Origin of the sequence: Streptomyces sp. Ru71, from assembly GCF_002920535.1 — a bacterium.
Lineage (GTDB): Bacteria > Actinomycetota > Actinomycetes > Streptomycetales > Streptomycetaceae > Streptomyces.
This window is the reverse complement of sequence record NZ_PQSS01000055.1, coordinates 39919-51523: the sequence shown is the minus strand read 5'-3', so window position 1 is coordinate 51523 and position 11605 is coordinate 39919. Positions and strand designations below refer to the sequence as shown.

Below are 11605 nucleotides of genomic sequence, written 5' to 3'. Positions count from 1 at the left end.
TGACCCCGGCCCCCCGGGGCTGGTGAACCCCGGCCTTGAGGAAGACCGGCCGAGCCCCGGAGCCGTTGCTTGTCACCCGACCCTCACCGATCGGCGACGGCTCCGGACCACGAAGAAAGAGCGGCACCCTTGTGCGGGGGTGCCGCTCTTTCGTTTCGCTGCGGTTGTGCATCGGTGCGCTGCTGGATCACCTGATGTGGTGGTGATGGGCTAGGCAGATCGTTTCTTTGCGTTTTCGTGGCGTTACAGTCCGTGATCACGGGGTGGCTGAACGGGGCCGCCAGTGAGGACGGAGTGCGCAAGATGAAGAAGCTGCTGGTGAGTTGGGCGGCGGCGGGGTTGTTCCTGACGGCTGCGGGGGCGGCGTTCGGGGCGAGTTGGGGGACGCCGATCAAGACCCTCGGTTCCGGCGGCGTCGAGTTCTACAACGGCCAGTACAAGTTCAACCCCCCACACACCAACCACGGAGCCTTCGAATGGGAGGGGATGCTCAAGGACGCCAACCACGGAGACGGTCACAACGTCTACATGCAGGCTCGTGTCGAAGGACACGGGTGGGTTCGCTACAACGGCAAGCAGAAGACCACGGTGAAGCTGCACCAGTCCAACTGGGACGGTGCTCAGCTGTACACCCACCATGCCCATCTGCGGGCTTGTCGTGACAGGGGCAGCCTGCGCCCCGACAACTGTTCCGAGACCTTGGACTTCGAGAACAAGAAGGCGCGCTAGGACCTGATCGGCCCACGGAGCCCAGGCGGTGCGCCTGGGCTCCCCGCTCGGCATAGGGGAACATCATCAATACGTCAGAAGTCCTGAGCGCCAGGGGAATCGAGCTGCGCTACGGCGCCACCACAGCCGTGCAGGACGTGGACATCGCACTGAGCCGTGGAGAAGTCGCGGCGATCACCGGGCAGAGCGGCTCGGGCAAGTCGTCATTGCTGTACTGCCTCGCCGGAGTCCTGCCTGTGGCCAGAGGTGAGGTCCGCTTCGAAGGGCGTTCCCTCGGTGAGTTGGACGATGAGGAGCTCGGCAAGCTGCGCCGTGAGCGGTTCGGATTCGTCTTCCAATACGGCGAGTTGCTGCCCGAGTTGACCATCGAGGAGAACACGGCTCTGCCGCTTCGGCTGGCCGGACAACGCAAGGCCGAGGCGCTCGCCGCCGCCGGGGAAGTCCTCGGCAGGCTCGGCCTCGCGGATCTGCGCAAGCGGCGGCCCTCGCAGGTTTCAGGTGGGCAGAGCCAACGTGCCGCGGTGGCCCGGGCCCTGGTCCACGAGCCCGCCGTAGTCTTCGCCGACGAACCGACCGGCTCGCTCGACAGCGCCAATGCGAGCTCTGTCCTTGACGAGTTCCTGACCCTCGCGCGGTCACAGGGCACCGCGGTGGTGCTTGTCACGCATGACCCCCAGGTGGCTGATCGTGCAGACCGCCAGTACTCGATGCGCGACGGTGCGCTGACTCCTCGGGCGAGGGAGGCGACGTGACGGAGCTACTGCTGGGCCTTCGCTTGCTGTTGGGCAGCGGGCGGGGCAATCGGGTGCGCTTCTTCCTCATGAGTGTGGGCAGCGCAGTCGGTGTGTGCTGTCTTGCGGTGGTGCTGGCCATTCCCGGCGTCCTGGCGGCTCAGGATGCTCGTGTCGCGCAGCGCCAACCCACGTGCGACATCGATGCTCAGGCCCACTGCATCAACGGCGATGGCGCTCCACTGGAACTGACCAGGACCGATCCGCTCGGTGCCCGGCCGATGACCCGTGTCTTTCTCGCACCAGGTACTCGCCGCATCGAGCCACCACCGGGTCTGCGGGAGTTCCCCGAGGCGGGTGAGGTCTTCCTGTCTCCGCGTCTGCACGCCGCGCTCCAGAACCACCCCCAACTCGCCCAACTCCTGCCCGGGCGTGAGAAGGGGTTCGTCGGCGCGGAAGGACTGGCCCGCCCGGACGAGCTTTTCGCCTACGTCGGCGTGGGACGCGACCAACTCCGGGAGGGCGGTCCGATCACTCGCTTCGGCATGTCCTACCCGCCCGACCCCACGGTCGAATCCTCGACCCTCGACATCGTGCGGTTCACTCTGGCCGGCGTCGTCCTGCTGCCCCTGGCCGTTTTCCTGTCCGTGTGCGCCAGGCTCTCAGCCGCCGCACGATCACGTCGGCTTGCGGCACTGCGGCTGCTCGGACTGAGCAAGAAGGGCGTCCAGCGGGTCAACGCCGCCGAGACCGTCGCCGCCGCTCTGCTGGGGGCGGTCCTGGGTCTCTGTGCCTACTGGATCCTCAACCAACTGATCAGCCGGGTGGGCCTGCCTGGCTTCACGTGGTATCCGTCCGACGGAACTCTGACTCTGCCGACGAGCCTGGTCTGCCTGATCGGCTGCCCTGCCCTCGCCTGGTTCGTGGGCCGGGCCAGTGCCCGCAAGGCCGCTGCCAATCCGCTGGCCGTGCGGCGCAGCGCGGTGGAGAAGCCACCGGGCAAATGGGGATTGCTCCCGCTCGTTCCTGGGCTCGGCATCGTTGCCGGGTACTGCGTTGCGGGCGCGACGGGTCACGCCCCCCACGAGACGGGGTTGTCCGCGGTTCTCATGCCGATTGCCGTCGTCCTCGTCGGAGCCGGTCTCGTACTCGCATTGCCACTGCTCTCACGACTTCTCGCCCGACGGGTGGCGCGTTCGAGCAGCTCCTTGCCTCTCGGTATCGCCATGCGTCGCAACGAGGTGGAACCAGGCGGAGCCCTGCGTGTTGCGACGGGCCTTGTACTACTCGTGTATGCCGCTTCCCTCGTGCAGGGTGTCCTGATCGAGCTCGACCAAGTGTCCAAGCACAACTCTCCCGTGCAGATCTACAACGTCATGTTGGACGGCCTGCCCACCGAGCAGCAGCTAGGGCTGGAGGAGGTGCCGGGGTTGCGTGCGCACGCAGTCGAGATGAGGTCAACGGACGCAGTAGGCGGTGACGACGGCAGTCCCATCAGCGCGCTGGTGGCGACGTGCAGCCAGCTGCGTGCCCTGCTGCCGAAGGTGGATCACTGCGTGGACAACCGTGTCGTTCGCCTAAGGGAGGAGGGCGATTACGAAGGTCTGGGGGAGCCCGGAAGTCCCCATGCCTTCGAAGTGCAGAAGCATGGCGACAAACGGGTCGTTCAAGTCAGGGTGCCCGAGGAGATCATCCGGTACAGGGACTGGCCGGAGATCGGAGCGCTTGACGCCGAGCTTCTTGTACCTCCCTCGTTCCTTCCGGCCGGCTACCTGCCGGTGAGCGGGGAGCTGACGCTGCTCAGCGATTCGGATCCTGCGACTGTGCGGAACGTGCTGGACAGCGTCGGCAGCGTCGATCCCACGATCGACGTGCAGCCCTTCGGTATCAATGTCACCGCTCTTCAGCAGATCGGCATCGTCAAAACCCTCCTCGCCGTAGGCATGGTCCTAGGCCTGATCATCGGCGTAGCCGCCTACCTCGTAGCCTCCGCCGACCGGGCCGTGGAACGGCGTTCGCAGGTCACCGCGCTCGCCTTGCTCGGGGCCCGGCCCCGGACGTTGCGGGCCGTGCAGGTCGCGCAGGTCGTCGTGCCGTTGGCCGTGGGGCTCGTGCTGGCCGTGGTCGCCGGGAAGGCGGCCGAGTCGAGCTATCTCGTCACCGGGGGCGGGGACATCTTCTGGGACGGGGACGGGGTGCCGTTGCTGATCGGGTGCGCCATCGGCGCCGTAGGCGTCGCCGCGCTCGGGTCCCTGCCGTTGATCGGGCGGCGGATCGATCCCGAGCTGATCCGCAGGGACTGACGCCCCCCGTGCGAGCGGCTCCGGCGGGCGGGGTCTGGTGCTCGGACCCCGCTCCCCACCTGCCAAAACGCCTTCCTCACAGCCGCCCCACCCCCACCCCGAACCCTCACACCCACCCCCGCCCCCGCTGAGCGCAGCGTTCCTCCGGGGAAACAGAGGTGAACCCACCGGGAAACACCCGCGCCGCACGCTCTTGGGCATGACCTCGAAAACGCGTGTGGTGGTGATCGGCGCCGGGCTCGCGGGCGTTCGTCTCGCCCAGCGGCTCGGTGAGCTGGGTGTGGCCGCCACGCTGGTCGGTGAGGAGGAGCACCGCCCGTACAACCGGGTGCTGCTCGCCGAGGTGCTGGCCGGCCGGTACAGCCCGGACGTGATCGCCCTCCCCGCGCCGGCCGACCTGGTGCGTGCCCGGGTGACCGGCATCGACCGCGCCGAGCGGACCGTCCGCTGCGCGGACGGGACCCGGATCGCGTACGACACGCTGGTTCTGGCCACCGGGTCGAATCCCGTGCTGCCGCCGCTTCGGGGGCTGTTCACGCCTGATCATGAACTGCCCGAGGGCGTTCACGCCTTTCGGACCATGGACGACTGTCTCGGGCTGTCGAAGGCCGTGCGGCCCGGCAGCAAGGCAGTCGTGATCGGGGGCGGGCTCCTCGGGGTCTCCGCCGCCCGCGCGCTCGCCGTCCGCGGTGCCCAGGTCGTGCTCGCCCAGCAGTCCGAGCGGCTCATGGAACGGCAGCTCGACCCGAACGCCTCGAAGCTGGTCAAGCGGCACCTCACCGATCTCGGCGTCGAGGTGCACACCGAGTGCCGGGTGCGCGACGTGCGCTGCGTCGGCGGTGCGGTCCGGTCCGTGGAGATGGGCGACGGGTTCGCGCTCGACGCCGAACTGGTCGTCCTCGCCTGCGGAGTGCATCCGCGCGCCGGGCTCGCCAAGGACGCCGGGCTCGCCGTCCACAAGGGCATCCTCGTCGACGACGAGCTGCGCACCTCCGACCCGGCGATCCGCGCCATCGGGGACTGCGCCCAGCACGACGGCAACGTCTACGGGCTCGCCGCCCCGGCCCTCGAACAGGCGGACGTGCTGGCCGAGTTGCTGGCCGGCCGCGATGCCGCCCGCTACACCGGGACCCGTTCCCTGACCCGGCTCACCCTCGCCGGTCTCGACCTCGCCGCGTTCGGCGAGACCGTTCCGCTTCCCGGCGACGACGTCGTGCAGCTCACCGACGCCACCCGGGGCACCTACCGCAAGGTCGTCGTCCGCGACGACCGCCTGGTCGGCGGGGTTCTCGTCGGCGAACTCCGCACCGTCGGCGCGCTCGCCCGCGCCTGGGAGGGAGCAGAGCCGCTCCCGTCGGACGGCGGCCCCCTGCTCCACCTGCTCACCCATGACGGAGGCTCCTGATGTCCACGGACACCACCCCCACGATCGTGCTCGTCGGCCACGGCATGGTCGGCCAGCGCTTCCTCGAAGCGCTCGCCGAGCGCGGTCTGACCGCCACGCACCGCGTGGTCGTGCTGTGCGAGGAGCCGCGCCCCGCCTACGACCGCGTCGCCCTCACCTCGTACTTCTCCGGCCGGACGCCGGAAGACCTCTCCATGACCGACATGGAGTTCATCGACGAGCACGGCATCGAGCTGTACGTCGGTGATCCGGCCGTCGCCGTCGACCGCGACGAGCGCACCGTCACCGCCCGCTCGGGGCGGGTCTTCGCCTACGACACCCTGGTCCTCGCCACCGGGTCGTTCCCGTTCGTCCCGCCCGTGCCCGGCAAGGACGCCACCGGGTGTTTCGTCTACCGGACCATCGAGGACCTGCTGGCCATCGAGGAGTACGCCAGGAGCAAGGCGTCCACCGGTGCCGTCGTCGGCGGCGGACTGCTCGGCCTGGAGGCCGCCGGCGCGCTCAAGGGGCTCGGGGTCGAGACGCACATCGTGGAGTTCGCGCCGCGCCTGATGCCGGTGCAGGTCGACGAGGGCGGCGGTGCGGCACTGCTGCGCACCATCGCGGACATGGGCCTGTCCGTCCACACGGGTGTGGGCACACAGGAGATCCTGGTCGGCGCCGACGGCGCCGTCACCGGTATGAAGCTGTCCGACGGGTCCGAGATCGCCACCGACATGGTGATCTTCTCCGCCGGTGTCCGGCCCCGCGACCAGCTCGCCCGCGACTGCGGCCTGGCCGTCGGCGAGCGCGGCGGCATCAGCGTCGACGCGCAGTGCCGCACCGTCACCGACCCGCACGTGTTCGCGATCGGCGAGTGCGCGCTGGCCGTGGACGGGCGCGTGTACGGGCTGGTCGCGCCCGGGTACGAGCAGGCCGAGACGGCCGCCGCCACCATCGCCGCGGACGAGGCGTCCTTCACCGGCGCCGACCTGTCCACCAAGCTCAAGCTGCTCGGCGTCGACGTGGCCTCCTTCGGCGACGCGCACGGCACCACCGAGGACTGCCTGGACGTCGTCTACTCCGACTCCCGCGCCGGCCTGTACAAGAAGCTGGTCATCGGCCGCGACGGCTCACTGCTCGGCGGCATCCTGGTCGGCGACGCGGACGCGTACGGCACCCTGCGGGCGCTGACCGGGTCGGTCCCGCCCGTCGCGCCGGAGGCCCTGGTCCTGCCGGCCGGCGCGGGCGCACCCGCCCAGATCGGTCCCTCCGCCCTGCCCGACGACGCGATCATCTGCTCCTGCCACAACGTGAGCAAGGGCACCATCCGGGGCGCGGTCACCGACCACCAGTGCACGACCGTGCCCGAGGTGAAGAAGTGCACCAAGGCCGGCACCGGCTGCGGCAGCTGTGTGAAGGTGCTCGGGCAGCTGGTCACCGCCGAGCTGGAGGCGTCCGGAGTCGAGGTCGACAAGGGGCTGTGCGGCTGCTTCGGCCAGACCCGCGAGGAGCTGTACGAGATCGTCCTCGCCCTGCGCATCACCTCCTACCAGGAGCTCCTCGACCGGTACGGCCGGGAGGGCGCCCGGGGCGGCGACGGCTGCGAGATCTGCAAGCCGGCGGTGGCGTCGATCATCGCCTCCCTCGCCCCGACGATCGGCGCCAGCGGTTACGTCCTGGACGGCGAGCAGGCGGCGCTGCAGGACAGCAACGACCACTTCCTCGCCAACCTGCAGAAGAACGGCTCGTACTCCGTCGTCCCCCGCATCCCCGGCGGTGAGATCGCCCCCGAGAAGCTGATCGTGATCGGCGAGGTCGCCCGGGACTTCGGGCTCTACACGAAGATCACCGGCGGCCAGCGGATCGACCTGTTCGGCGCGCGCGTCGAGCAGCTGCCGCTGATCTGGGCCCGGCTGGTGGACGCCGGCTTCGAGTCCGGGCACGCCTACGGCAAGGCGCTGCGCACCGTGAAGTCCTGTGTGGGGTCCACCTGGTGCCGCTACGGCGTGCAGGACTCCGTCCGGATGGCGATCGACCTGGAGCTGCGCTACCGGGGGCTGCGCTCCCCGCACAAGCTCAAGTCGGCGGTCTCCGGCTGCCAGCGGGAGTGCGCCGAGGCGCAGTCGAAGGACTTCGGGGTCATCGCCACCGCCAACGGCTGGAACCTGTACGTCGGCGGCAACGGCGGCGCCACCCCGCGCCACGCTGACCTGCTCGCGCAGGACCTGTCCGACGCCGAACTGGTCCGTCTGATCGACCGGTTCCTGATGTTCTACATCCGCACCGCCGAGCCCCTGGAGCGCACCAGCACCTGGCTGGAGCGCATCCCGGGCGGCCTGGACCACGTGCGGGACGTGGTGGTGCACGACTCGCTCGGCATCTGCGACGAGCTGGAGACGCTGATGCGGGCGCACGTGGCGCACTACCGCGACGAGTGGGCCGAGACCATCAACGACCCCGACAAGCTCGCCCGGTTCGTCTCCTTCGTGAACGCGCCGGACATCCCGGATCCGGTCGTCGCCTTCGTCCCCGAACGCGACCAGATCAAGCCCGACCTGCCGCTGCTGTCCATCGGCATGCGGCCCACCGGTGACGCGGTGGACGTCCTGGAAGGAAGCGCCCAGCGATGACCCTGGCTCTTGAGACCACCGACCTGAAGGTTCAGCTGCAGCTCGCCGACGCCTGGTTCACGGTGTGCGACCTGAGCGTCCTGACTCCGGGCCGCGGAGTGGCGGCCCTGCTGCCCGACGGCCGGCAGGTGGCCGTCTTCCAGGACCGCACCGGCGCGGTGTACGCCATCGACAACCGCGACCCGTTCACCGGCGCGGCGGTCCTCTCCCGCGGCCTGACCGGCACCCACCAGGGCCGCCCCTACGTCGCCTCCCCGCTGCTCAAGCAGCGCTTCGACCTGGCCTCGGGCCAGTGCCTGGACGACGAGACGGTCCGGGTCACGGCCTACCAGGTCCGCACCCGCTGACGCCGGCGCCTGCTCCCTTCGGCCCCGCTCTCCCGGTACCGGGAGAGCGGGGCCGGGTCATGTCCGCCCCGCTCGACCGCCCGCGCGGTCGCCGCAGCGGGTCAGTGCGGCCGGCCCGCCCGGCGCAGCAGGTCCACCAGGCCGGTGGTGTCCTCCTCGCCGTGGCCGTCGTCGAGCCGGCGCCGCATGAGGGCCAGGACGGGGGTGAGCAGTTCGGCGCTGACCTGCTGCTCCTCGGCCGTGCGCAGCAGGGTGGCGCTGCCGGCGACCTGCATGGCGAGGTTGGAGACGACCCCGGTGCGGTAGTCGCCGGTGGTCAGCCGTTCCGCGGTCTGCAGGGCCATGGGCGCCATCGCGCCCAGCCAGGAGGTCAGCAGCGGTGCGAACTCCTTCGGCTCGACGTCCTCCCCGCCGATCAGCGCGAAGGCGTGTGTGATCCCGGCGAACATGCCGTACATCGCGCTCAGCAGCGCCACGTCGTGCAGCGCGGCGAGGCCGGGGTCGGCGCCGACGTACACCGTGCCGGCGGGGACGGCGAGCGCGTTGCGGTGCTCCTCGAAGAGCTCGGCCGAGCCGCTGTAGAAGACGTACCCGCCGCTGTCCGGCGCACCGATCATCGGCGGTACGGCCATGATCCCGCCGTCCAGGAAGCGGGCGCCGCGCGCCGTCGCCCACTCGGCGCGGGCGCGGGCGTCGGCCGGGGTGCCGGTGGTGAGGTTCACCAGGTCGCGGCCGGTGAGGTCGGCGTCCTCAAGGGCCGCCCCGACGGAGGCGTCGTCCAGCAGGCAGGCCACGACCAGCGGGCTCGCGGCCACGGCCTCGGCGGCGCTCGCGGCGACGGTGGCGCCCTCGGCGGCGAGGGGTTCGGCGCGGGCGGCGGTGCGGTTCCAGACGGTGACGGGGTGGCCGGCGGCGAGCCAGGCACGGGCCAGCGCGGTGCCCATGTCACCGGTGCCGAGCAGGGTGATGGGCCCGGCGGTGGGAAGGGTGGTGGGTAGGTCGACGGGGGAACGGTTCGGGTCGGTCATGCCGTTAAGGCTGGTAGGGGGGAACGGCCTGCTCAAGTACGTACTTGGAAGTGGGTGGTTACCACCGGGAAAGCGAGCAGGCAGGAAGGGGAGGGCATGCCGATCGGACGGCGGCCGGGGGCGTACCAGTGCGGGATCGACGCGGCGATGGACGTCATCGGAGGCAAGTGGAAGGTGCTCATCCTGTGGGCGCTGTCGGAGCGCCCGCACCGCTTCGGCGAGCTGCGCCGGGCGCTGCCCGGGGTCACGGAGAAGGTGCTCGCCTCGCATCTGCGGGAGCTGGAGGCGGACGGGATCGTGCACCGCGCGGAGTACGACGAGGTGCCGCCGTGCGTGGAGTACTCCCTGACGGCGCGCGGCGAGGCGCTGAACGCCGCGCTGGCGCCGCTGGGGGAGTGGGGCAAGGAGCATGTGCTGGGGGAGGGGTCAGCGGCGGCTTCCGGTGAGGTGGGCGAAGACGACCACGTTGCCCTGGTAGCCGGTGGAGCGGGAGTAGCCGCCGCCACAGGTGATCACGCGTAGCTCGGGGCGCGGGGCGGCGCCGTAGACCTTGTCGTCGGGGAAGTCCCGCGCCCGGTAGACCTCGACGGCGTCCACGGTGAACACGGCCGTGGAGCCGTCGCGCCGGTCCACCTCGATGGCGGCGCCCTTCTTCAGCGCGCCGAGGGCGAAGAAGACGGCGGGGCCGTCGGCGTTGTCGACGTGCCCGGCGACGATCGCGGTGCCGCGTTCGCCGGGGGTGGTGCCGGCCTCGTACCAGCCGGCGAGGTTCCTGCGGCCGGCGGGCGGCACGTCCAGGCTGCCGGCGGGGGTGAGGGACAGGCCCATCAGCGGGGCGTTCACGCGGATCGAGGGTATGCGGATCCGGTCGGGCGGGGAGGGCGGCAGCGCGGGCGCCGCGGAGCGCTCGGCGCCGGGGTCGGCGGACGCCTCGGCGGCCGACGGCTGCGGCGGGGCGTGCCCGGCGGTGCCGTTGTGCAGCAGCCAGGCGCCGGTGCACAGGGCGGCGGCGGTGACGGCCGCTATCGGGGTGTTGCCGACCCGGCGCATGGTGACCCCTCTCGACGTGGACGGCTGCTTGAGCCGCCCGGAGCTGTGGCGGCCCCGTGCCCCCCTCCGGGCCGCGAGGGGCGTCGGACCCGGAGGGGGAGGGACCCGCGGTACCGGCGGACGGACAGCGGAGGGTGTCCGTCAGATCCCGTCGCCTCTCGCCCGGCGATGCAGGAGCCAGGTACCGCCCGCGGCGGCGACGGCGAGAGCCGCCACGCCTGCCGCGGTCTGTACGGGGTCGGGGCCCAGGGCTCCGCCGACCCCCGTCTTCACACTGCCGTGCGGCTGCAACTGCCCGCGCCCGGCGTCCAGCGCCACCACCAGGTCACCGCGGACGACGCGGCCGCCCTCGGCGCAGGTGGCGACGATCTCGTACGTCCCCGGCTGCGCGCTCGGCGGCACCCGGAACTGCCCGATCGCCTCGCCCTCGTGCGTGCTGGGCGCCAGCGTGAACCTGCCCGCGCCGACCGCGCCGGCGTCGCCCGTCGCGGCGTTGCCGTCGCCGCACGCCGCGGTGTTCACCGTGACGTCGGCGCCGGGCACCGCGGTGGTCGGGTACACCTGGAGGGCGCCGGTGTCGGCCGCGTGACCGGGCGCGGCGAGTGCGCCCAGGGCGGCGGCGGCGAACGCGGCTGCGGTCAGCGCGCGGGCGGTGCGTCGCATCGGTGCTCCTTCGAGCGGATCGGTTGCCCCTGCCCTTCCGAGGTAAGTCGCAGCGCGCCGCGTCCGCTTCCTGAGAGCTCGTCAAAAGCACGCCGAACGGGTGTCGTCAGGGAGCCGCACAGTCCGCCCCCGACGCTGTTTCAGCAGGTCACCGGGGGGATCGAGCCGGCCGGCGAAGAGCACCGGATGGGCGTGGCCCACCTGTGTGAACGGGGGAGCGGGCACGGTTCGGTCACAGGCGTGCGCCGAGCACCGCACCGGTCGGCCGGTGGACAGCACACTGGTGGCGGGCGGCGTCGCCGTCGTACCGAAGCCGGCGTGCTGCGGTTCCCTCACCGAAACGGCCACCCATGGGCTTCACCATCGAACTCGTCAGATACGCGCCGGCTCAGGCCAAGGCGGCGAAGGCCGGACGCAAGCGACACCGGGAGGAGGTCCTGGACCTCCTGATCGAGGACGGCGAGATCGCCCGCCTGGTGGACCGCCAGGGCCGCGACCGGTTGCCGACGACGGCCCGCCTCGACCCCTACGCCGACCACGTCTTCGACGCCTACTGGTGCGAGCTGCTGCTCGCGGACCTCGACCGGGTCGACGCCGGCGACCTCACGCCGTCGGAGGCGACGGTGCTGGAGACGCTCGGCGCGTGGGCGCGGCGGTGCGTGGCGGCGCCGGAGGGCGACCATCGCATCCGTTTCACCGGCGACTGACGGGCCGTCCGTCACCCCTGACGGACCGTC

The 11605-nt window shown here is 71.3% G+C and carries 11 protein-coding genes; 8 read left to right on the top strand and 3 right to left on the bottom strand.

Going from position 1 to position 11605, the window contains the following annotated elements:
* Positions 1–303 precede the first annotated feature (303 nt).
* The 6 genes from C3489_RS26875 to nirD all read left to right on the top strand — a co-directional run bounded on the left by C3489_RS26875 (position 304) and on the right by nirD (position 8127).
* A complete protein-coding gene (locus tag C3489_RS26875; protein ID WP_181139860.1) occupies positions 304–729 on the top strand; it encodes a hypothetical protein in 426 nt (141 codons plus the stop codon).
* Between the two features lie 128 nt (positions 730–857).
* Positions 858–1481, top strand: a complete 624-nt coding sequence (locus tag C3489_RS26870) for an ABC transporter ATP-binding protein (protein ID WP_258054956.1) — start codon at positions 858–860, stop codon at positions 1479–1481.
* Positions 1478–3763, top strand: coding sequence for an FtsX-like permease family protein (locus tag C3489_RS26865; RefSeq protein ID WP_103784656.1), 2286 nt, complete (start codon positions 1478–1480; stop codon positions 3761–3763). Before C3489_RS26870 ends, C3489_RS26865 begins: the two co-directional genes overlap by 4 nt.
* Positions 3764–3962: 199 nt before the next feature.
* Positions 3963–5168, top strand: coding sequence for an NAD(P)/FAD-dependent oxidoreductase (locus tag C3489_RS26860; RefSeq protein ID WP_103784655.1), 1206 nt, complete (start codon positions 3963–3965; stop codon positions 5166–5168).
* Positions 5168–7780 carry a nitrite reductase large subunit NirB gene (nirB, locus tag C3489_RS26855; protein WP_103784654.1) on the top strand — a complete coding sequence of 871 codons (2613 nt, stop codon included), beginning with the start codon at positions 5168–5170 and terminating at the stop codon, positions 7778–7780. The genes C3489_RS26860 and nirB overlap by 1 nt, the downstream gene beginning before the upstream one ends.
* Positions 7777–8127: a nitrite reductase small subunit NirD gene (nirD, locus tag C3489_RS26850; protein ID WP_103784653.1), complete on the top strand. Its 351-nt coding sequence runs from the start codon at positions 7777–7779 to the stop codon at positions 8125–8127. The genes nirB and nirD overlap by 4 nt, the downstream gene beginning before the upstream one ends.
* Before the next feature lie 101 nt (positions 8128–8228).
* Here nirD and C3489_RS26845 read toward each other — a convergent pair whose 3' ends face one another.
* Positions 8229–9155: an NAD(P)-dependent oxidoreductase gene (locus C3489_RS26845; RefSeq protein ID WP_103784652.1), complete on the bottom strand. Its 927-nt coding sequence runs from the start codon at positions 9153–9155 to the stop codon at positions 8229–8231.
* 96 nt (positions 9156–9251) lie between these two features.
* On the opposite strand from C3489_RS26845, the gene C3489_RS26840 reads away from it, so the two are divergent.
* A complete protein-coding gene (locus C3489_RS26840; RefSeq protein ID WP_103784651.1) occupies positions 9252–9677 on the top strand; it encodes a helix-turn-helix domain-containing protein in 426 nt (141 codons plus the stop codon).
* On the opposite strand, the gene C3489_RS26835 is transcribed toward C3489_RS26840, so the two are convergent.
* Together C3489_RS26835 and C3489_RS26830 are read right to left on the bottom strand one after the other, a co-directional pair.
* Positions 9582–10205, bottom strand: coding sequence for a class F sortase (locus C3489_RS26835; RefSeq protein WP_103784650.1), 624 nt, complete (start codon positions 10203–10205; stop codon positions 9582–9584). The two genes, C3489_RS26840 and C3489_RS26835, sit on opposite strands and share 96 nt — an antisense overlap.
* Positions 10206–10346: 141 nt before the next feature.
* Complete coding sequence (locus tag C3489_RS26830; protein WP_103784649.1) at positions 10347–10868, bottom strand: hypothetical protein; 522 nt, start codon at positions 10866–10868, stop codon at positions 10347–10349.
* 350 nt (positions 10869–11218) lie between these two features.
* On the opposite strand from C3489_RS26830, the gene C3489_RS26825 reads away from it, so the two are divergent.
* Complete coding sequence (locus C3489_RS26825) at positions 11219–11575, top strand: hypothetical protein (protein WP_103784648.1); 357 nt, start codon at positions 11219–11221, stop codon at positions 11573–11575.
* Positions 11576–11605 lie beyond the last annotated feature (30 nt).

Excerpts from the sequence above, each read along its gene's own strand:
- C3489_RS26875 (WP_181139860.1), top strand. The coding sequence starts at position 304 with ATGAAGAAGCTGCTGGTGAGTTGGGCGGCGGCGGGGTTGTTCCTGACG.
- C3489_RS26860 (WP_103784655.1), top strand. The coding sequence starts at position 3,963 with ATGACCTCGAAAACGCGTGTGGTGGTGATCGGCGCCGGGCTCGCGGGC.
- nirB (WP_103784654.1), top strand. The coding sequence starts at position 5,168 with ATGTCCACGGACACCACCCCCACGATCGTGCTCGTCGGCCACGGCATG.
- nirD (WP_103784653.1), top strand. The coding sequence starts at position 7,777 with ATGACCCTGGCTCTTGAGACCACCGACCTGAAGGTTCAGCTGCAGCTC.
- C3489_RS26845 (WP_103784652.1), bottom strand. The coding sequence starts at position 9,155 with ATGACCGACCCGAACCGTTCCCCCGTCGACCTACCCACCACCCTTCCC.
- C3489_RS26840 (WP_103784651.1), top strand. The coding sequence starts at position 9,252 with ATGCCGATCGGACGGCGGCCGGGGGCGTACCAGTGCGGGATCGACGCG.
- C3489_RS26835 (WP_103784650.1), bottom strand. The coding sequence starts at position 10,205 with ATGCGCCGGGTCGGCAACACCCCGATAGCGGCCGTCACCGCCGCCGCC.
- C3489_RS26830 (WP_103784649.1), bottom strand. The coding sequence starts at position 10,868 with ATGCGACGCACCGCCCGCGCGCTGACCGCAGCCGCGTTCGCCGCCGCC.
- C3489_RS26825 (WP_103784648.1), top strand. The coding sequence starts at position 11,219 with ATGGGCTTCACCATCGAACTCGTCAGATACGCGCCGGCTCAGGCCAAG.